The 20053-nt window shown below is 62.4% G+C and carries 24 protein-coding genes; 17 read left to right on the forward strand and 7 right to left on the reverse strand.

Annotation, left to right across the window (positions count from 1 at the left end; all coding sequences use genetic code 11):
• The first annotated feature begins 5 nt into the window (after positions 1-5).
• The 14 genes from K3557_RS11210 (at position 6) to K3557_RS11275 (ending at position 13753) form a co-directional block, all read left to right on the forward strand.
• A complete protein-coding gene (locus tag K3557_RS11210; protein WP_259985444.1) occupies positions 6-458 on the forward strand; it encodes a paraquat-inducible protein A in 453 nt (150 codons plus the stop codon).
• A 143-nt stretch (positions 459-601) separates the two neighbouring features.
• The gene (locus K3557_RS11215; protein WP_259993902.1) at positions 602-1384 is read left to right on the forward strand and encodes a DNA repair protein; all 783 of its coding nucleotides are present in this window, start codon (positions 602-604) and stop codon (positions 1382-1384) included.
• Positions 1385-1609: 225 nt separating this feature from the next.
• Entirely contained in the window at positions 1610-2971 is a 1362-nt protein-coding gene (gene radA / locus K3557_RS11220; protein WP_129371349.1) for a DNA repair protein RadA, read from the forward strand.
• 39 nt (positions 2972-3010) lie between these two features.
• Positions 3011-3565, forward strand: coding sequence for a CvpA family protein (locus K3557_RS11225; protein WP_259985456.1), 555 nt, complete (start codon positions 3011-3013; stop codon positions 3563-3565).
• Between the two features lie 386 nt (positions 3566-3951).
• Complete coding sequence (locus tag K3557_RS11230; RefSeq protein WP_259993904.1) at positions 3952-4638, forward strand: Hint domain-containing protein; 687 nt, start codon at positions 3952-3954, stop codon at positions 4636-4638.
• A 285-nt stretch (positions 4639-4923) separates the two neighbouring features.
• Positions 4924-6324, forward strand: a complete 1401-nt coding sequence (locus K3557_RS11235) for a selenium-binding family protein (RefSeq protein ID WP_259993905.1) — start codon at positions 4924-4926, stop codon at positions 6322-6324.
• Between the two features lie 3 nt (positions 6325-6327).
• Positions 6328-6984 (forward strand): hypothetical protein, encoded by a 657-nt coding sequence (locus K3557_RS11240; protein ID WP_259993906.1) that lies wholly within the window; start codon positions 6328-6330, stop codon positions 6982-6984.
• 369 nt (positions 6985-7353) lie between these two features.
• Positions 7354-8874: an amidophosphoribosyltransferase gene (gene purF, locus K3557_RS11245; protein ID WP_259993907.1), complete on the forward strand. Its 1521-nt coding sequence runs from the start codon at positions 7354-7356 to the stop codon at positions 8872-8874.
• Positions 8875-9034: 160 nt separating this feature from the next.
• Complete coding sequence (locus K3557_RS11250) at positions 9035-9577, forward strand: DUF2199 domain-containing protein (RefSeq protein ID WP_129372927.1); 543 nt, start codon at positions 9035-9037, stop codon at positions 9575-9577.
• A 143-nt stretch (positions 9578-9720) separates the two neighbouring features.
• Positions 9721-9993 carry a hypothetical protein gene (locus K3557_RS11255; RefSeq protein ID WP_259993909.1) on the forward strand — a complete coding sequence of 91 codons (273 nt, stop codon included), beginning with the start codon at positions 9721-9723 and terminating at the stop codon, positions 9991-9993.
• Positions 9994-10111: 118 nt separating this feature from the next.
• Positions 10112-10759 (forward strand): SDR family oxidoreductase, encoded by a 648-nt coding sequence (locus tag K3557_RS11260; protein WP_259985475.1) that lies wholly within the window; start codon positions 10112-10114, stop codon positions 10757-10759.
• Positions 10760-10982: 223 nt separating this feature from the next.
• A complete protein-coding gene (gene surE, locus K3557_RS11265; RefSeq protein ID WP_259993911.1) occupies positions 10983-11765 on the forward strand; it encodes a 5'/3'-nucleotidase SurE in 783 nt (260 codons plus the stop codon).
• Positions 11762-12409: a protein-L-isoaspartate(D-aspartate) O-methyltransferase gene (locus K3557_RS11270; protein WP_259993913.1), complete on the forward strand. Its 648-nt coding sequence runs from the start codon at positions 11762-11764 to the stop codon at positions 12407-12409. Before surE ends, K3557_RS11270 begins: the two co-directional genes overlap by 4 nt.
• 102 nt (positions 12410-12511) lie before the next feature.
• Complete coding sequence (locus K3557_RS11275; RefSeq protein WP_259993914.1) at positions 12512-13753, forward strand: peptidoglycan DD-metalloendopeptidase family protein; 1242 nt, start codon at positions 12512-12514, stop codon at positions 13751-13753.
• 84 nt (positions 13754-13837) lie between these two features.
• On the opposite strand, the gene K3557_RS11280 is transcribed toward K3557_RS11275, so the two are convergent.
• From K3557_RS11280 to K3557_RS11290, 3 genes are all read right to left on the reverse strand, one after another.
• Positions 13838-14680, reverse strand: coding sequence for an ATP-binding protein (locus tag K3557_RS11280; protein ID WP_259993915.1), 843 nt, complete (start codon positions 14678-14680; stop codon positions 13838-13840).
• Between the two features lie 86 nt (positions 14681-14766).
• Complete coding sequence (locus K3557_RS11285) at positions 14767-15210, reverse strand: hypothetical protein (protein WP_259993916.1); 444 nt, start codon at positions 15208-15210, stop codon at positions 14767-14769.
• 21 nt (positions 15211-15231) lie between these two features.
• Positions 15232-15600 (reverse strand): antibiotic biosynthesis monooxygenase, encoded by a 369-nt coding sequence (locus tag K3557_RS11290; protein ID WP_259993917.1) that lies wholly within the window; start codon positions 15598-15600, stop codon positions 15232-15234.
• Positions 15601-15672: 72 nt separating this feature from the next.
• Between K3557_RS11290 and K3557_RS11295 the strand changes: the two genes are divergently transcribed.
• Entirely contained in the window at positions 15673-16104 is a 432-nt protein-coding gene (locus tag K3557_RS11295) for a MarR family winged helix-turn-helix transcriptional regulator (protein WP_259993918.1), read from the forward strand.
• Positions 16105-16224: 120 nt separating this feature from the next.
• Here K3557_RS11295 and tatC read toward each other — a convergent pair whose 3' ends face one another.
• From tatC to K3557_RS11310, 3 genes are read right to left on the reverse strand one after another with little or no spacing between them, the layout of a single operon-like run.
• Positions 16225-17127: a twin-arginine translocase subunit TatC gene (tatC, locus tag K3557_RS11300; RefSeq protein WP_259993919.1), complete on the reverse strand. Its 903-nt coding sequence runs from the start codon at positions 17125-17127 to the stop codon at positions 16225-16227.
• Positions 17124-17603: a Sec-independent protein translocase protein TatB gene (gene tatB, locus K3557_RS11305; RefSeq protein ID WP_134829554.1), complete on the reverse strand. Its 480-nt coding sequence runs from the start codon at positions 17601-17603 to the stop codon at positions 17124-17126. The genes tatC and tatB overlap by 4 nt, the downstream gene beginning before the upstream one ends.
• 6 nt (positions 17604-17609) lie before the next feature.
• Positions 17610-17825 (reverse strand): twin-arginine translocase TatA/TatE family subunit, encoded by a 216-nt coding sequence (locus K3557_RS11310; RefSeq protein WP_129371366.1) that lies wholly within the window; start codon positions 17823-17825, stop codon positions 17610-17612.
• Between the two features lie 226 nt (positions 17826-18051).
• On the opposite strand from K3557_RS11310, the gene K3557_RS11315 reads away from it, so the two are divergent.
• Positions 18052-18360, forward strand: a complete 309-nt coding sequence (locus tag K3557_RS11315; RefSeq protein ID WP_259993921.1) for a hypothetical protein — start codon at positions 18052-18054, stop codon at positions 18358-18360.
• An 80-nt stretch (positions 18361-18440) separates the two neighbouring features.
• Entirely contained in the window at positions 18441-19115 is a 675-nt protein-coding gene (locus K3557_RS11320; RefSeq protein ID WP_259993925.1) for a YafY family protein, read from the forward strand.
• A gap of 64 nt (positions 19116-19179) precedes the next feature.
• Here K3557_RS11320 and K3557_RS11325 read toward each other — a convergent pair whose 3' ends face one another.
• Complete coding sequence (locus K3557_RS11325; RefSeq protein WP_259993926.1) at positions 19180-20031, reverse strand: GNAT family N-acetyltransferase; 852 nt, start codon at positions 20029-20031, stop codon at positions 19180-19182.
• Between the last annotated feature and the right edge of the window lie 22 nt (positions 20032-20053).

Here is a 20053-nt window from a genome sequence, read left to right on the forward strand (position 1 = left end):
CCGCCATGACCCTCCGCCTCCTCACCCTGTCGCTGCTGATCCTTTACCCCGTCGCCTGGTTCGCGCCGCTGATGCGGGCGGGGCTGCTGCCGATCTTCGGCCTCAGCGAAATCTCGGTGCTTACGGGGCTGCAGTCCTTGTGGGGCAGTGATGCGGTGCTGGCGCTGATCGTGACATTTTTTGCGATCTTTGCGCCCTACCTCAAAACCATCGGGCTGGCGCTGGTGCAGTGGGATCTGCTGGACAGCAAGGTGCAGCCGGTCCTGCATGTGCTGGGCAAACTGGCAATGGCTGATGTTTTCCTCATCGCGCTTTACATCACGCTGGCCAAGGGGATCGGCCTTGCGACCATTGAGACCGCCTGGGGGTTGTACCTGTTCACGGCATGCATCCTGGCCTCGCTGGGGTTGGGGATGCTGACTGAACGCACTGCAAAGATTGGCAAAACACCGGACTGAAAGCTTGATCCGGCGCTGAACCGCTCCATTTCGTAGGGCCGAACACCTGTATCGCAGGGGTCCGGCATGCTGCGCCCGGTTGACGGGCGTCCCCCGCAGCCCGCCGGCCCCGCATCTGTTGCATTGCTGCTGGAGGGGGACCTATGTCCGGCGTTCAATCGATCCTGTTCACTGCCCAGACCGCATTCATGCGGCTGACGTTCCTGCTGATCTGCTTTGGCGCGCTGGCGGCGCTGGCGGCCACCGGGCTGTCGGCCTCGGGCGTCTGGCCCTGGCTCAGCCTGCAGGCCGGGGTTGGCGCTGATATCTACCCGCAGGCCGGAATGGCGGCGCAGATCACCCTGACGGCGCTGGCGGTGATGCTGGCTTTTTTCCTGCCTGCCAACGGGCGTATCCTGGCGCTGGAAACCTCGCACCGGCGGTTCTCGCTGCAGATGGAGGACGTGCTGCAGGCCTATCAGCTGGCCCATGCCGCCGACCGTGCCGGGATCTTTACCCTGGCATCAGAATTCGACGCGGTGAAGGAGCGGCTTGCCTTTCTGCGGTCGCACCCCGATCTGGCCGGGCTGGAACCGCAGGTGTTGGAAGTGGCGTCGCAGATGAGCCAGGTCAGCCACGAGCTGGCAGAGACCTATTCCGACGCCAAAGTATCCCGCGCCCGGCTGTTTCTGCAGCAGCGCCAGGAGGAGCTGGAGACCTTCAAGGCGCGGCTGGAGGATGCCCAGATCGTCATGCATGAGCTGCGCCAGTGGTCCCGCGATGTGGAGATCGAGGAAAGCATCGCCAAATCGCATTTGGGGCGGCTGCGCGGCGAGCTGTTCGAATTGCTGCCGGAACTGTCGGCGCAACTGCAAAGCCCGCCGGACGGGTCTGATCCGCATCCCGGCAGCGTCGTGCCGATCCAGCCGCCCCGCCGCGCGGACTGACGCGCTGCGCTCCCTCCTTGCGGAAGACGCGTCAAAGGGGCGCTGCCCCCGGCCCTTGGGGGCAGCGCCCGGGGTATTTTCAACCAGAAAGAAGCCCGCTTCTTCTGGCCTCAAATATCCCGGAGCGCGAGGCAGAGCCTCGCTTTTGCCGTGACAGCCCGCAGGAACCGGGCGTCAAGGTTCGCGGCCCTTGAACAAAACAGAAACATCTGCCACTGATCCGGCATGGCAAAAACATCTTTCTCCTGCTCGGCCTGCGGCGCGAGCTTCTCCAAATGGTCGGGCCGCTGCGAAGGCTGCGGCGAATGGAACACGATTTCCGAGGACAAGGGGCTGAGCTCCGGCCCCTCGAAAAAGTCACTGGGCGTCAAACGCGGGCGCACCATCCCGCTGAGTGATCTGGCCACACGCGAAACCCCGCCGCCGCGCGCCTGCTGCGGCGTGGGGGAACTGGACCGGGTGCTGGGCGGCGGCCTGGTGGCGGCCTCGGCCATTCTGGTGGGGGGGGATCCGGGGATCGGCAAATCCACGCTTTTACTGCAAGCGGCGGCGCGGTTTGCCAAGGCCGGTGTCAAGACCATCTATGTCAGCGGCGAGGAAGCCAGCGCGCAGGTGCGGATGCGGGCGCAGCGGCTGGGGTTGACGGATGCGCCCGTGCAGCTGGCTGCCGAGACCAACCTGCGTGATATTCTGACGACGCTGGAAGCGGAGAAGCCGCAACTGGCTATCATTGACTCCATCCAGACCATGTGGTCCGACCATGTGGACAGTGCGCCGGGGTCGGTCAGCCAGGTGCGGGCTGCTGCGCACGAGCTGACCACCTTTGCCAAGCGCAACGGGGTGTCGATCATCATGGTCGGCCATGTCACCAAAGACGGCCAGATCGCCGGCCCCCGCGTGGTTGAGCATATGGTCGACACCGTGCTCTATTTCGAGGGTGAGCGCGGCCATCAGTTCCGCATCCTGCGGGCGGTCAAGAACCGCTTTGGCCCGGCGGACGAGATCGGCGTGTTTGAGATGACCGGCGGCGGGCTGGCTGAGGTCATCAACCCTTCGGCCCTGTTTCTGTCCGAACGCGGCGAGCCGTCGCCCGGCTCAGTTGTGTTTGCCGGCATTGAGGGCACCCGGCCCGTTCTGGTCGAGATGCAGGCGCTGATCGCGCCCTCGCCCCATTCCCAGCCGCGCCGCGCTGTTGTCGGTTGGGATTCATCGCGGCTGGCGATGATATTGGCCGTCCTCGAAGCGCGCTGCGGCATCCCGTTTGCAGGATTGGATGTCTATCTGAACGTGGCGGGCGGCATGAAGATCTCGGAACCTGCGGCGGACCTTGCGGTTGCCGCAGCGCTGCTGAGCGCACGGGAAGACGTGGCTTTGCCCGCCGATACGGTGGTTTTCGGAGAAATTTCGCTATCCGGAGCCCTGCGTCCGGCTCCGCAGACCGAAAACCGGTTGAAAGAGGCGCAAAAACTTGGTTTCACGGCGGCGATTGCCCCTGGCGGCAGTAAAACTGTGTCCGTGAACGGTCTGAACTTGCGAAAGTCCAGCGATCTGGCCGGTTTTGTTGGCGAATTCTTCGGGGCCGGCTAAGGTCGCAAAAAATTTATCGCAGGCAAACGGGCGAGGGACATGGAAGGTTTCACAATCATCGACGGGGTCGTGGCCCTGGTCATCGTCGTATCGGCGCTGCTGGCCTATTCACGTGGCTTCGTGCGCGAAGCGATGGCCATCGCAGGCTGGATCGCCGCAGGCGTGCTCGCCTTTATCTTTGCGCCACAGGTGGAACCGCTGATGGCGGAAATTCCGGTGATCGGCGAATTCATTGCCGACAGCTGCGAATTGTCGATCATTGCGGCCTTTGCCGCGGTGTTTGCATTGGCGCTGATCGTGGTCTCCTTCTTTACGCCGCTGTTTTCCACCCTGGTGCAGCGCTCGGCGCTTGGCGGGCTGGACCAGGGCGCGGGTTTCTTCTTTGGGGTGTTGCGCGGCATTCTTTTGGTGGCGATTGCCTTCTTCCTCTACAATGTTGTGATGACCGGGCAGAGCTTCACAATTGTTGACGAAAGCCGCTCGGCCGACGTGTTTGAGCGTTTGATCGGCAAGATTGAGGACCGCAACCCGGAGCAGGCATTGGGCTGGGTCACCGAGCAGTATGAAGCGCTGATCGGGTCCTGCGGTCAGTAATACCTAAGGATTACCACCTTAAGACAGACATGCGGGCGCCCCTTGGGCGCCCGTTTTGCTTTGATTTCAAAGCGTTCACACAGTTATCCACAAGCAGCCGGGCTGGATGGTTAACGAGACAAATGATGGTTAACGTCCTGTTAACCAAAAGGAATCACGTGCAGAGCGAGCAAAACCCGGGTCATCAAACTTGCGGTAAATCTTAACAAATCCTCAGCCTGCCCCGTCAAACAGTTAACAATCCCCCTGAAAAGGCGGCTTTTGTCCTGGAAAAATCGCGCCATCCCGAAATGGGACGCACCCCCGCCCCAATTTGGTCCCAATTCCGGGGCCTGATGGCTTCAACGGCAAAACGCCGGGCTAAGACGCTCAGAAGGGACGACACAATGCAGCTGGACCACACCACAGATTTTGCCGACTATCAGCCGGTTGATGTTCTGCTGCTGACCAATCCCCTGCCGGACACGCTGTCTGCGGCCCCTGCCAAGAGGCGCAACCGTATCCGCAGCGGCGGCTTTCTGCCCGCAACGCTGGTGGAGACCGAAGAAGGCTTTAAGCAGGCCCGCGACGTGAAGCCAGGCGACATGGTGTTCACCTTTGACGGCGGTGCTCAGGAAGTGAAAGCGGTCCGCCACGCAGTGCCGCGCCTGACCACATGCATGCATGTCCCGGCCGGCGCCCTGGGCAACGACACCGACCTTATGCTGCCCTCGGACCAGCAAGTGGCGCTGGAAATGGACACTGCCGAGCGCCTGTTCGGCCTGCCGGTGGTGGTCACCAAGCTGATTGCGCTGACCGGCTACAAAGGCATCACCGCAGTTGCGCCCGAGCGTCTGGGCCGCATCCATTTCGAGTTTGCAGAAGAAGAGCTGGTCTGGGCCGAAAGCGGCATGCTGCTGCCCGCAGGCGATGTTGCCGAAGAGTCCGCCTTTCACCAGCTGTCGCTTTCCGAGACCCGCCAGGTGCTGGCCAGCAACGAAGGCCGCGCTCTTGCCGAGACCGGCATGGACAGCGAGGACGCCCGCCTGCCGTCGCCGCTGGACAACCTGCTGGACCGTATTCTGGCAGCCTGATCACCGGGGCCAAGCCCCCCAAGACATTCCCTCCCCCCTCGGGCCCGCCTTTGTGCGGGCCTTTTCTTTGCAGGATGCGGCCACCGGGCTGGAAGAACAGCATCCTGACCGCATCCCGCAATTAGTCGGCCATCGGCCGCATACCGCACAAAACCGGGAAAATGTTTCGCGCAGCAGCGTCATTTCGAAAAAAATTGCCCGGAATTTGGATGTGTGCCAGCATTAGCGCAGGCGCCGAGACGCACGACAGAACAAATGGCGCCCGTTTTCAGGGAGGATTTGACGATGAATTTGCGGCCTGACCCCACATTCCATGCCACCCCCAGGCTAGCCATGGAAGCCCCGGCCGAGACGCTGGCTTTTACCCTTATGCTCAGCCCCGATGGTTCGCAGCCTGACGGGTTGGCGGTTGTCGATGTGGATCCCAAATCGGACAGCTACGGCGACATCGTGCATCAGCTGATCATGCCCAACAAGGGCGACGAATTTCATCATTTCGGCTGGAACGCCTGTTCGTCGGCGCTGTCGCCGCTGACCGGCCACGCGTTTCTGGAGCGGCGCTATCTGATCATTCCCGGCATCCGCTCCAGCCGTATCTATGTGATCGACGTGAAGGAACCGCGAGAGGCGAAGATCCACAAGATCATCGAACCCGAAGAGCTGTTTGCCAAAACCGGCTATTCCCGCCCGCACACCATTCATTGCGGACCTGAAGGCATCTATGTCTCGACCCTGGGCGGCGGCGGCAAAGACGGCACCGACGGGCCGCCGGGCATTTTCATCATGGATTGCGAGACCTTCGACATTCTGGGCCGTTATGAAATGGACCGCGGCGCGCAGGACAAGCATTATGATTTCTGGTGGAACCTGCCGCGCGACTACATGGTGAGTTCGGAATGGGGCCTGCCGCCGCAGTTTGAAAACGGCATCGTGGCCGAGAATCTGCTGAGCAACAAATACGGCCATTCGATCCATTTCTGGAACCTGCGCGAGCGCAAGAACGTGCAGACCATTGATCTGGGTGAAAATCACCAGATGGCGCTGGAAATCCGGCCTGCGCATGATCCGTCCAAAGATTACGGCTTTTGCGGTGTGGTGGTGGATACCACTAACCTGCAGGGCGCGATCTTTACTTGGTGGCAAAAGGATGACGGCACGTTTGAGGCCAAGAAGACCATCACCATCGACCCGCGTCCCGAAAAGCCCGAAAACCTGCCACCGCTGCTGCAGGGGTTTGAAGCAGTGCCGCCGCTGGTCACCGATATCGACCTGAGCCTGGACGACAAATACCTGTATGTGGCCTGCTGGGGGTTGGGGGAAATGCATCAGTATGATGTATCTGACCCGATGAACCCCAAGCTGGCCGGCAAGGTTGAACTGGGCGGTATTGCCCGCGGCGCCAAGCATCCGAACGGCAAGGATTTTGTCTATGGCCCGCAGATGGTTGAGATCAGCCGCGACGGCAAGCGGGTCTATTGGACCAACTCGCTTTATTCCACCTGGGACGACCAGTTCTATCCTGATGACGAAGGCGGCCAGATGGTAATGGCCAACGTGGGCGACGGCGGCGGGCTGGAGCTGGACAAGGATTTCTATATCGACTTCCCCAAAGGCTACCGCAGTCATCAGATCCGGCTGGAGGGGGGCGACTGCTCTACCGACAGTTTCTGCTATCCCTCCGTCTGACGGGTGGCGGAAATTTCAACGGCGGCGGCCCTGTGGTGGGCCGTCGTTGCCTCGGGGCTTTATCACGGGGTGAACCCTGGGATGGGATGGCCGCTGGCGGTCTCCTCGGCGCTGATGGAGCGCCGCAAATCCAGCCTGTTCAAAGCACTGATGGCCCTGGCCTTTGGCCATCTGCTGGCGATGACTGCGATCCTGCTGCCGTTTTCGGCGCTGCTGTGGCTGACGGAATGGCATGTTGAAATCCGTATCGGTGCGGCCTGTCTGGTAATTGCGCTGGGGGGGTATCTGCTGATCAACCGCCGCCACCCCCGCTTTTTGGCGCGGGTGCCGCCGTCGCGGCTAGCGCTGTGGTCGTTTCTGGCAGCGATGGCGCATGGTGCGGGGCTAATGCTGGTGCCGGTCTATCTGGGCCTTTGCGGCCCGGATGAGGGCGCAGGCCACGCCGCCGCCTTTACACTGATGGGACGCAATGCCGGTATCGCCATCACCGTGGCGCTGGTCCATACCCTTGCCATGACCGCAGCCGGCGGCGCGCTGGCGCTTGGCGTTTATCACTGGCTGGGGCTTAAATTCCTGTCCAAGGGCTGGTTCAACCTGGATCTGGTCTGGGCGCTGAGCCTTGTGCTGGTCGGGGCTGTTTCATTGCTGACGCTGCATTGATGCCGCCGCCGGGTACATCCCTCCCCGCCCCGTTGCCGCGGTGCGGCATCGGATTTGTGATCCTTTGATGACAGCCGCGGCGAAAGGCACTATGTGAGGGCCGGAACAGGAAACGGATTCGGAGCCACACCGCCTTGCCGCTGCTGCAGACGCTGCCCGCCTGCCCTTGTGGATCTGACCTGACGCGCATGGCGCCGGGCTTTGGAGACGCATTCGGCGCCTTGGCTCCGGCCGGTTTGCCGGTATGGCCGCTTGGCGCCGCTTGGTCAGCCGGATTGGCGCAAGCGACGCAAAATGCGCTAGACTGCCATCCGAGCCGCTTCCTTCAGCAACCGAACAGCAAAGCCTAAGTGGGATTGGAGCCAGCCAATGTGCGGGATTTTGGGGATCGCAAGCCGGGACACGGATGTCTTTGCGGAGATATATGACGGGCTGCTGATGCTGCAGCACCGCGGCCAGGACGCCTCCGGCATCGTCACCTACACCGGCGAGTTCTTTCGCGAGCGCAAGGAGAACGGCCTGGTCAAGGATGTGTTCGGCCCGCAGGATGCCGACACCCTGACCGGCAAGACCGGCATCGGCCATGTCCGCTATCCCACCGCGGGCTCGCTGAGTGCGGCCGAAGCGCAGCCGTTCTTTGTGAACGCGCCTTATGGCATCTATCTGGTTCACAACGGCAATATCACCAATACTGCCGAGCAGCGCGAGAAGGTGACCGGCAAATACAGCCGCCATCTGCGCACCACCTCAGATTCCGAAATCATGCTGAACGTGCTGGCCGACAAGGTGGCTGACGCGATCAAGGTCAACGGCAATGCCGAGCCGGTCCGCAACATCTTTGCCGGTGTGAAGATGACCATGGAGCGGATCCAGGGCGCCTATTCGGTGCTGTGCATGATCGCCGGCGTCGGCATGCTGGCGTTCCGCGACCCCAATGGCATCCGCCCGCTGTCCGTCGGCAGACGCCCGGCACAAAGCGGCGGCGAGGATTTCTGCTTTGCCTCTGAAGACGTGGCGTTCGGCATCAACGGCTTTGAAAAGATCCGCGACGTAAAGCCGGGCGAGGCCATTCTTGTTGATCTCGACGGCAACATGCACAGCTTCCAGGCGGTCGAGGGCAAGCTGACACCCTGCATCTTTGAATATGTCTATCTGGCGCGGCCTGATTCGATGATGGACGGTGTTTCCGTCTACAAGACCCAGCTGCGCATGGGCCAGGCGCTGGCCAAGCAGATTCAGGACGCGGGACTGGAAATCGACAGCATCATCCCGGTACCTGATTCGGCGCGCCCCGTGGCACTGGAAGTCGCCAACTCCACCGGCATCCGCTACCGCGAAGGGCTGGTGAAGAACCGCTATGTGGGCCGGACCTTTATCATGCCGGGCCAAGCGGAACGGCAGAAGTCGGTGCGCCGCAAGCTGAATGCCATCCCGCTGGAGTTCAAGGGCCGCAACGTGCTGCTGATCGACGATTCCATTGTGCGCGGCAACACGATTAAAAAGATTGTGCAAATGTGCCGCGATGCGGGCGCCAAGAAAGTCTATATCGCCTCTGCCTCACCGCCGGTAAAATACCCGAACGTCTATGGCATCGACATGCCGACCAAGCATGAGCTGATCGCAAACGGCCTCAGCATCGACGAAATCCGCGAAGAGCTGGGAGCGGACGCGCTGTTTTATCAGAGGCTCGAAGACCTGATCTGGGCGGCGCAGGAAGGCAACCCGGACATCCAGGGCTTTGACTGCTCCTGCTTTGACGGCAATTATGTCACCGGGGTGACGGCTGAATACCTGGACGCGCTGGAAGGCAGCAGCCGGGTCAGCGCCAAGATCCAGGACATGCCGGCCCCCGGCGCCTCCTGGAATGCCTCGAAACTGGCCACCGGCTAAGGCTGGCGTCCCCTCGGCGGTCCATGGGGGTTTGAACTTCCGGCCGCATCCGCGTATGAGGGCCGCCAACAGTGCATGGGGAGGCGCTGGCCGTGACGGCCCGCGCCTTTTCCTATGCTTCCAGATGAAAGGCCGCCTTTTGGACGCGCATCTTGCCCGCATGCTGACCTCTCCGCGCCAGTGCCGCTGCTGCGGCGCTACCTTTGCGCAATTGCTGAGCCTCAGCTGCGACCGGCCCGACATCTGTTCCGAGGACATGGAAGTGGAGGACAACTCTGCTGTGCTGGCCACCCGCGGCGACATCCTGACGGATGATTTCTGCCGCCTCGGCGAATTGCGTTTTATCCGCGCAGTGCTGGCAGTGCCATTGGCAAACAGCCGCGGCGAAGAGTTCATCCTGGGCACCTGGGCCAGCCTCAGCCGCGATGATTTCGACGCCTATCTCGACCTGTTTGAGATGCGCGAGACGGAAAAGCTGGGCGACCGCCCGGCCTGGCTGGCCAATGCGATCCCGCCCGACATGCCGGTGCCTGCGGGCTGCATGCTGGAGATGCGCCCCGGCGGTGAGTATCCTGAGCTGAGGGTCACCGAACAGAACCATCCGCTCTATCCGCTGCAAAAGGACGGTGCCGACCTGGAGGAGCTGCTGGAGCTGCTCTATGCCTATGGGCACGACCTGCCGTCGCTGGTGTATGACGCCTGAGCGGGCACTGCGGCACCGGGTCTCGCGGTCCCGTTGCAGCCGTCCGCGGCTTCCCGCCGATGCGGATGCCGCCGGGCCGGATGCGGCTTGATACGCAGCCTGCCTCAGCCCAGATACGTCCGGATTAATGAGGAACGGACGGTATGTCGAACACAAAGACTGAGGCCGGCACCTCTGCCAAAGTGGCAGGGCTTGCGACTCAAACCAATGCAATGAACCGCGGCAACCTGAGCCTGCTGGGGCTGTTCGGTCCAGAGGACAGTATGACTGCACTGATCCGGCTGCCGTCGGGCCGCACCCGCAAGGTGTCGCGCGGCAGCCGCCTGTCATCGGGCCAGGTGGTGGCAATAGACGCCAAGGGGCTGATCCTGAATTCCAAGGGCGAAAGCAAGCGACTTGCCATGCCTGGCGGCTGAAGCACCCCGGTTCCGCAGCACAAATTTCTTCGAAGAAATTTGCCAAGAATTTTCCAAAATTCTTGGCCCGGGCCGCCGCCCCTTGACCTGCCCGTGCGCGCGGCCCACAAGACGTGCCATGACAGATAAAATCGCTCTCATCACCGGCGCGTCGCGCGGCCTTGGCAACGCCCTGGCCGAAGCGCTTGCGCCCACCCATCACATTGTTGCCGTGGCCCGCACCACCGGCGCGCTGGAAGAGCTGGATGACCGCATCAAGGCCGCAGGCGGCTCTGCCACCCTGGCGCCGATGGACATCACCGTGCCCGAGGCGATGGCAACGCTCTGCCGTGGCATCCACGATCGCTGGGGCAAGCTGGACTTGTGGCTGCACACCGCGATCCACGCAACCGCGCTTTGCCCCGCGCCTTCTGTGGCCGCCAAGGACTGGACCAAGGCCGTGGCCATCAACGCCACTGCGACCTCGGTGCTGATCCCTTATGTCGCGCCGCTCTTGGGCCAATCGGGCCGCGCAGTGTTCTTTGACGACGCACGCGCGGGCGAGAAGTTTTATGGCACCTACGGCGCCACCAAGGCGGCGCAGATGGCGCTGGCCCGCAGCTGGCAGGCGGAAACCGGCCGCACCGGCCCGCAAGTGCGGATCCTGGAGCCGCAGCCGATGGCCACTGCCCTGCGCGCCCGTTTCCACCCAGGCGAGAACCGCGATGCACTGAGCCCGATCCAGGATGAGGCCGCGCGCCTGCTGCCGCAGATCCTGGCAGACTGACGCTGACTGTCAGCCCGCGCCGCGCGCCAGCGCGGCGCCCGGCCCAACGCCCGGGACGGCATCTTTGATGCAGGCCCAGGGGGCGGGAGCGCAGCCGGCCGGCCTGTTGCCTCCCTGCCCCGCTTTGCGGCTGATCCCGCTTCACTCCGCGAAAACCTTGCCCCGTTCCGGCACAGGTCCTATTCAATCGAAAACCCGGTTGAACACGGCAGGCAGACACCCCATGCGCATTCTGATCACCAATGACGACGGCATCAGCGCCGAAGGGCTGAAGGTCCTGGACGCCATCGCCCATGAGGTCGCAGGCCCGGACGGCGAAGTCTGGACCGTGGCCCCTGCGTTTGAACAATCCGGCGTCGGCCATTGCATCAGCTACACCCGCCCCACCATGCTCAGTCAGCTGGGCGAGCGCCGCTTTGCCGCCGAAGGCTCGCCTGCCGACTGCGTGCTGGCGGGCATTCATGTGGTGATGCAAGGCGAAAAACCCGACCTGGTGCTATCCGGTGTGAACCGCGGCAACAATTCGGCTGAAAACGCGCTCTATTCCGGCACACTCGGCGGCGCCATGGAAGCCGCGCTGCAGGGCATCCCGGCAATGGCGCTGTCGCAGTATTACGGCCCTGCCAACCGCGAGACGGACAATCCGTTTGAAGCCGCCGCCGTGCATGGGGCCGGGCTGGTCAATAAGATCCTGGCCGCCCAGCCGCAGGACGGGCAGGATTACCGGCTGTTTTATAATATCAACTTCCCGCCGGTCCCGGCCGCAGAGGTGAAGGGTGCCCGCGTGGCCACCCAAGGGTTTCGCCGCGGCAGCCATTTTTCCGCGGAAGAACAGCTGTCGCCCACCGGACGGCGCTATCTGTGGATCCGCGGCGGCAACCAGCAGGTCGAGACCGCCGCCGGTTCGGACGCCGCGGTCAACCTCGACGGTTATATCTCTGTCACTCCGATGCGTGCCAACCTGACCGCGCGCGATGCATTGGACGCGCTGAAAGCAATTGAATGAGCGGCCCCGATCCCGAAACCAAGATGCAATTCCTGTTCTCTGTGCGTTCGCGCGGGGTAACAGAGCAGCGGGTGCTGGAAGCCATCGAAGCGGTCGACCGCGGCATGTTTGTGCGCGGCATCTTCTCGGAACGCGCCTATGAGGACGTGCCGCTGCCGATTGCCTGCGGCCAGACCATCTCGCAGCCTTCTATCGTGGGCATGATGACCCAGGCGCTGCAGATCTCCCCGCGCGACACGGTGCTGGAGGTCGGCACCGGCTCCGGCTATCAGGCGGCGATTCTGTCAAAGCTGGCGCGCCGGGTCTATACCATCGACCGCCACGCAAGGCTGGTGCGCGAGGCGCGGGCCGTGTTCGAGCAGCTGCAGCTTGCCAATGTGACCTCGCTGGTCGGCGACGGCAGCCACGGCCTGAGCGAACAGGCGCCGTTTGACCGGATCATCGTGACCGCCGCCGCCGAGGATCCGCCAAGCCCCCTGCTGGCGCAGCTCAAGACCGGCGGCATTATGGTGCTGCCGGTAGGTCAATCCGACCACGTCCAGACCCTGATCCGGGTGCGCAAAACCGAAGACGGGCTGGACTATGACGAACTGCGCCCGGTGCGTTTTGTGCCGCTGCTTGAGGGATTGGGCAAGGACACGTAAACTACCGGCGGATTTCAGCCGCCCCCCGGACGGCATGGGCTATAGTGATTGACGCGAGCGAACCCCCGCGAAAAAGGGGAAGCGTGTTTTGAGGAGAGCAAAATGACCCGGACCACCCCCACCCGGACCGCATTCCGCGGCCTGCCCCGTGCAAGGCTGCTGGCCGCATTGCCGCTGGCCGGGATGCTGACCGGGGTGCTGGCCGCCTGCCAGGGCCCGCTGGATTACGACCTGCGCGGCCAGTTGGGCGCCTTTAACACGGCAGGCGCAGCGCAGACTGCAACCGCGAACCGGCCTTCGCCGGATGCCCGCGGCCTGATCTCCTACCCCTCTTATCAGGTGGCGGTGGCGCAGCGCGGCGATACGGTTTCGGACGTCGCTGCCCGCATCGGCCTGCCGCCCGCGGAAGTGGCCCGGTTCAACGGCATGGAAACCAGCGACAAGATGCGCCAGGGCGAAGTGCTGGCGCTGCCGCGCCGCGCGCCGGACAGCCTGCCTGGCAGCGCCACTGCAGGGTCCGTCGATATTGCAACGCTGGCGGGCCAGGCCATTGACACCGCGCCGCTGACCTCGCCCAACCCCGGTTCCGTCACCCCTACTGCAATCCAGCCGGTGCCCAAGCCGCAGCCGCCCAAGGTGCAGGCCGGCCCCGAGCCGGTGCGTCACAAGGTGAAACGCGGCGAGACCGCCTATACCATCTCAAGGCTTTACCAGGTGCCGGTGAAATCGCTGGCGGAATGGAACGGCCTGGGCAGCGATTTTGCGGTGCGCGAAGGCCAGTTCCTGCTGATCCCCTTGAAAGAAGAGCCCGCACCCCGCCCGGCCCCGGCCGCTGCTGCCGTGGCAGTCACCGAACCGGGGGCCGGTTCTGAAACGCCGGTGCCGCCAAGCGCCAGCCAGCCGCTGCCGGAGGAAAAGGTCGAGCCCGCCGCCGTCAAACCTGCGGCGGAAACCCTGCCCAAGCCGGAGCTGCCCAAACCCACCCGCGCCAGCAGTGCTGCCATGGCTTATCCGGTGCAGGGCAAGATCGTCAAAACCTACTCCAAGGGCCGGAATGACGGTATCGACATCGCTGCCGCTGCCGGTGCGCCGGTGAATGCCGCTGAGGCCGGCACTGTTGCTGCGATCACCAAGGATTCCAATAATGTGCCGATTGTGGTGATCCGCCACAGCCAGAAACTGCTGACCGTCTATCAGAACGTTGGCAATATCACCGTGAAGAAGGGCGAAAGCGTGGTCCGCGGCCAGCGCATCGCCTCGCTGCGTGGCGGCGACGATGCCTATGTGCATTTCGAAGTGCGCGACGGATTTGAGAGCATTGACCCGCTGAGCTACTTGAACTGACGGCGGTAAGGATCTGCAAACAAACAAAAGCCCGGCAAAATCGCCGGGCTTTTCTGGTTTCAGGCATTGCGAAGTCGTTGCGGGCTATCGCAGCGCCACCCCGTGCCGCCCGGCCAGATCAGTAAAGAACTGCCAGGCCACCCGGCCCGACCGCGCGCCGCGGGTCGCCTGCCATTCAATGGCCTCGGCACGCAACACGTCTGTGTCCGCCGTGACACCGTAAGCCGCACAATAGCCCTCGATCATCGCCAGATACTCGTCCTGATCACAGGGGTGGAAGCCCAGCCACAGGCCGAAGCGGTCGGACAGAGAGACTTTCTCCTCCACCGCTTCAGAAGGGTTAATGGCGCTGGACCGTTCGTTTTCGATCATGTCCCGCGGCATCAGGTGGCGCCGGTTCGAGGTGGCGTAGAACACCACATTCTCGGGCCGCCCTTCGATACCGCCGTCCAGCACCGCCTTGAGGCTTTTGTAATGCTGGTCGTCATGGCTGAACGACAGGTCGTCGCAAAACAGGATAAACCGGTTCTCCGAGCCGCGCAGGTGATTCAAAAGACGCGCTACCGAGGGCAGATCCTCGCGCTGCAGCTCCACCAGTTTCAGCCCTGGATGATCCGCCGTCAGGGCGCCATGCACGGCCTTCACCAGGCTTGATTTCCCCATCCCCCGCGCGCCCCACAACAGCGCGTTGTTGGCGGCGGCCCCTTGGGCAAACCGGCGGGTGTTCTCCAGCAGCGTATCGCGGGAGCGGTTGATGCCGACCAGCAGCTCCAGATCGACCCGGCTCACCTGTTCCACCGCTTCCAGCCGTTCTGGCCCCACATGCCAGACAAAGGCGCTGGCGGCGTTGAAATCGGGTGCCTCCAAAGGTGCGGGCGACATCCGCTCCAGCGCCTCGGCAATGCGGGTCAATGCGATCTGGTCCATGGGTGCCTCCGTCCGTCAGTTGCCGCATTTCAAAGCACGTTCAAGGCGGACCGGCAAGAGCAGAGACGGGGAGCATGGCTGCAGGCCTAGGCCCTGCTTTTTCTGCGTGCGGCCATTCTGCGCCCGTCCCGAATGTTCATGCCCATCATCGTGAGGTTCAGCGCACCCGCCAAAAGCTCAATGCCCTGCACAACGATGAATGCACCGTCAAAGTTTCCCGCACCTGCCCTTGCCTCCAGAAAGAAGGCCGCCGGCAGGAGAACCAGCAATCCATTTGCGGCAATAAAGGGCATGCGCTTCATCTTTGCACGGGCCGGGGCATCTTTGCGGCGGCGCCCGATCGCCATGCCTGAGCCCCCGGCAATGGCCATCGCCGGTATCAGGGCGAACATCCCCAAGAGGATTCTGGATTTGACCAGGGCAATGGTTTCCTGTGTTCCCAAAACCTCGCTGAGTACTGTGGACGTCCAAAACGTCAGAATGATCAGGAAGGCGGTTACACCTGCGGCTGCGTGGACTTTCTGTTTCATGGCAATCTGATCCGGGAACATTCAGGTGACACAATGATTGGCGACAGCCAATTTTTTGAAAAGATGCGGCTTGGCGATTGCGCTTTCCGGGTACTGTGCAATGCGGCGTTGGAATTCCGGGTGCATGAATGCCGCACGAAAGCTTTGCACGTCCTGCCAGACAGCATAGTTCACATAGGTCGCGCTGCCGGCGATCCCCTTGTGCATCTGTGTCGAAATGTACCCGGGCTGCGTCTTCATGAAATCAGCGTCATGCGCCCAAGCATCCAACAGGGCCTGCTCATCAGATGGGTCTATTGTGAACAGGTTCATCAGGACAACCGGACCTTCTTCGGCGTCCATCTGTTCGAAAAGCGTGACGGCGCTGTCGAGTTCTGCAAGTTCAGGCATGTGGGTTCCTTTCACTAATATAGCATGCTATGTATCATTGCATAGCATGCTATTCAAGTGCAGATCTGGCACATGAAATTCGAAAAAGAAAACTCCGCCGGTTATCTGGTGAATCACACCGCCCGCCTGTTTGCCGCCGGCTTGCAGGAGCGTATCACTCCGCTTGGCATTACCATTGGGCAATTCCCCATTCTGCTGGAACTTTGGGTCAAGGACGGGGTGACCCAGCGCGAGCTGCTGCAGAAGCTGGCGCTGGAACAGGCAACCCTTGCCAACACACTGAACCGAATGGAAAGAGACGGGCTGATTGTCAGAAGGAAACACCCGTCAGACGCGCGATCACAGCAAATCTGGCTGACTGCAAAAGGACAGGCCACACGGGAGAGCGCATATCAGGCCGCCAACGACCAGAACGAGCAATCCCTAGCCCCCCTATCAATCGAGGAGAGGGAACAGTTCATGGGATTGATGCGCCGGATAATCAGCGCTGGAAACTGCGGCTGACTGCATACGCAGCGGCCGCCAAAGCCAGAGGCCCGGCGCCACAACTATCGATCAATGGTATGCAACCCAAGAAAGGCGCGCCCTCGCGGACGCGCCTTTCTGCTTCAAACCGTCTTTGGCCTACTTTTCTTTGCCGTCTTCAGCTTCGAATTCAGCCATCATCGGATCGTCGGGATGGGCGTCCATCTCGTCCTCATCGTCATAATACCCCTCGGCGCGCAGCTTGGCTTCACGCTTGGCTTCAACCCGGCGAACCAGGAGAATTGAGATCTCGTACAGCCCGTAAACCACCACAAACAGGATCACTTGGGTGATCACATCCGGCGGGGTCACCAGCGCGGCCAGCACCAGAATCGCCACCACCGCGTATTTGCGGACCGAGCCCAGGCCATCGGCGCTCACCAGCCCGGCCTTGCCCATCAGCGTCAGCAGAACCGGCAGCTGAAAGCACAGGCCAAAGGCCACGATGAACTTGATGGTCAGGTTCAGATACTCCTGCGCCGAGCCCTGGAACACCACGCTCAGCCCCTGGTTCACTTCCTCACCGGTGACAGCCTCGCCAGCGGTTCCGAATTGCTGGAATCCAAGGAAGAAGTCGTAGGCCAGCGGTGTCACCACATAAAAGGCAAAGCTGGCACCCAGAATGAACATGAACGGCGAGGCGAGCATGAAGGGCAGGAACGCGCCCTTTTCATTCTTGTAGAGCCCGGGCGCCACAAACCGCCACATCTGGAATCCGATATAGGGAAACGCCAGGATAAAGCCGCCCAGGAAGGAAATCTTGATCGCGACAAAGAAACCCTCCTGCGGGCTGATGAAGATCAGCGCGCAGTCCTGGCCGCCCTCGGCCAGCACCTGGCACAAAGGCGCAGTGAGGAAGTTGAACACCGGCGTTGCCACGGTGAAACAGATCACCATGCCGACGATGAAAGCCGCAACCGAATGGATCAGCCGGTTGCGCAGTTCGGCCAGATGCTCGATCAGCGGCGCGGTTGAGTCGTCGATCTCATCCGTGTTGCTCATGATTTGGCCTCTTCTTCCGTTTTCGGTGCCGCAGGCTTCAGCGCCGCCTCGGCCTCTTCGGCCTTGGCCAGCGCCGCTTCCGCCTCGCGCGCCTTGCGCTCAGCTGCGGCACGCGCTGTGGACGCCTGGATCTTCTTGGCATCTTCCGCGCGCTCAGCGGCTAGCTTGCCGGTCTCGCTTTCGGGGTCGAATTTGGTCGGGTCGATCGATTTAGCCATTTCCTGCGCTGCCTGTTTCACCCCGTCCATGGCAGAGCCCATGGGGTTCGATGCAGCCTTCAGGCCCTTGGCCATATCGTTGACCCCGGCCTCATCCGCCGCGTCATGCATCGCCCGGCTGAATTCGCGCGCCATCCCCTTGGCCTTGCCCACGAACCGTCCCACATTTCGGAACAGCACCGGCAGGTCCTTGGGGCCGACCACGATCAGCGCGACCACGCCAATGACCAGCAGTTCGGTCCACCCAAGATCAAACATAGACGGTTATGCCTTGTCTTTTTCGGTCTCGGGCGTGACGTCTTTCGCTTCGGCAGCGGTATCTTCTTCCAGCTCCTTGCTGCCTTCGCTGATGCCCTTCTTGAACGAGGTGATGCCTTTGCCGACTTCGCCCATCAGCGAGGAAATCTTGCCGCGGCCGAACAGGACCAGAACCACGACAGCGATAAGCAGAATACCAGGCAGGCCGATGTTGTTGAGCATGAGAGTCTCTCCTTCTTGTTCCAGCGCGGATCAGCGGCGCCGGTGGAATTGTTCGCTACGGGTTTAGCGCGGGCTGCGCGTTGAGAGAAAGCAACTCTGCGCGCGCAAGGCACCCGCAAACCTCGGATTCTGCGTTTTTTGCAGGCAGCCCGCACTCAACTGACAGGTATATGTCAGTTGTGGCCCGGTAAATCCAGCCCATCACAAACACCAAAGGAGAAACGTGATGAGCAAACATGTCGCCGAAATCGTGACTTTCAAACTGGCCGAAGGCGTGAGTCCCGAGAAATTTGTCGCTCTCAGCCAGGCCAGCGAGGCTTTTGTACGGTCCCAGCCCGGCTTTCTGCACCGGCAGCTAAGCTGCGGCGAAGATGGGCACTGGACCGATTATGTCATCTGGAAGGACATGGAAACGGCGCATAAGGTGGCCGCCGAATTCCACAAGCAGGACTTCTGCGCCGATCTGATGAAGGCCATCGCGCCGGATAGCGCAAAAATGCGCCATGAAGAAGTGCTGTGGGACATGGTCGCCTGATCTGGCCCAAGCCGCGCCCGGCACCTGCGCCGGGCGCGGCCCTTGACCTGTCCCCCTTTCCCGCGCCAAGGGTGGTTCCCATGCGCCGCACCGACCGCCTTTTCGAAATCATCCAGATCCTGCGCGACGGGAAACTGCACCTTGCCCGGGACATTGCCGAACGGCTGGAGGTCTCGACCCGCACCATCTACCGCGACATGGACACGCTGACGGCCTCCGGCGTGCCGGTCGAGGGCGAACGCGGCGTCGGCTATATGGTGCGCGAGCAGATCAGCCTGCCGCCGCTGACGCTGACCCCGGAAGAATTGGAGGCGCTGAATCTCGGCATGGCAATCGTGGCCGAGGCCGCCGACCCGGACCTCAAATCTGCAGCCCAATCATTGGCGGCCAAGGTGGACGCAGTGCTGCCGGAACAGACCATCGCCGAAGCCGACGCCTGGAAATTCGCGGTCTACCCCTTCTCGGACGCAGCACGCGCCCTTGCCCATATGCCCGCCCTGCGCGCCGCCATCAAAACCCGCCAGAAACTGCAGCTCAGCTATCGCCGCATCGACGGCACTCTGACAGACCGCAGGATCCGCCCTCTGCACATGGAATACTGGGGCCGGGTCTGGACCCTCACCGCCTGGTGCGAGACCCGCGGCGCTTTCAGGGTGTTCCGGGTCGACCTGATCGAGGACGCCTCCGCCCTGCCCGAACTTTTCGTCGACGAACCCGGCAAACGCCTGCAGGACTACGACCCATACGGCTCCTGAGTCCCGGCATTCACCTTTGCAAAAATACTCCGGGGGAGGCCCGCAGGGCCGGGGGCAGCGCCCCCTATCCCAGCTCGAAACTGGTGACACCGTAGATCAGATCCGTTTCCAGCTGCGGCGCTGTACCGCGGTACATCCGGGCGGTCTCAAAAACCGGCGCCAGTCCCAGGGAGCGCGCCAGATCCACCGCTGCAGCATGGGGTTCCGGCACATCCAGAAATACCTCCTGCCCTTCCGGCAGTTCATGCAGCAGCCGCGCCAGCACCGCTTCTGCCGCCGGACGCGACGTGGCAACAAGCGGCCCGATCTTGCAGCCGCTGGCGCAGGGCCGCAGGGTGCCGAAAGCGGCAAGGCCGCCATGCTGATGCGCGGCGCAGGAAACATGCCCCTCAGCCCCCAGCCAATGCTGCCAGAACCCCCGGCGCGGCGCTGGGAAGACGCGGGCATCCAGTGCCTCCAGCTCTGCCCCCGGTTCTGTCAGCGGTGTCACCTCATATTCCTGCGAAACCGCCAGCCCGCCGGACAGCACCCCGCCAAAGCGGATATTGCGGTAAGCCAGTTCAAAGCCGGAGCGGCGGTAGTTCTCCTGCTGGTCCACCACGCCGTCCAGGCCAACAACCCGGCTCCCTGCGTGTTCCAGCGCCTTTTGCCACAAGGCATAGCCATACCCCTGCCCGCGATGCTGTGATGCAACAATGTAGAAACCGAGGAAGGCAAACGCCTGCCCGTAGTTCACCACCGAGATGCAAGCAATCATCTGCCCGTCCAGGAAACCGCCCCAGAACCCTTCGGAATCAACCGCACCGAAACAGGCGGCGTCCTGATGGCCGGGGTTCCAGCCTTCACGCGCGGCCCAGTCAACGGCGATCTGGATTTCCGCGCCGCTCAATGCTCTGATCCGATAGCTTTCCTGCAACTGCACCTCCTGTCTATTTGGA

The sequence above is a fragment of the Leisingera sp. M523 genome (assembly GCF_025141335.1).
Classification (GTDB): Bacteria; Pseudomonadota; Alphaproteobacteria; order Rhodobacterales; family Rhodobacteraceae; genus Leisingera.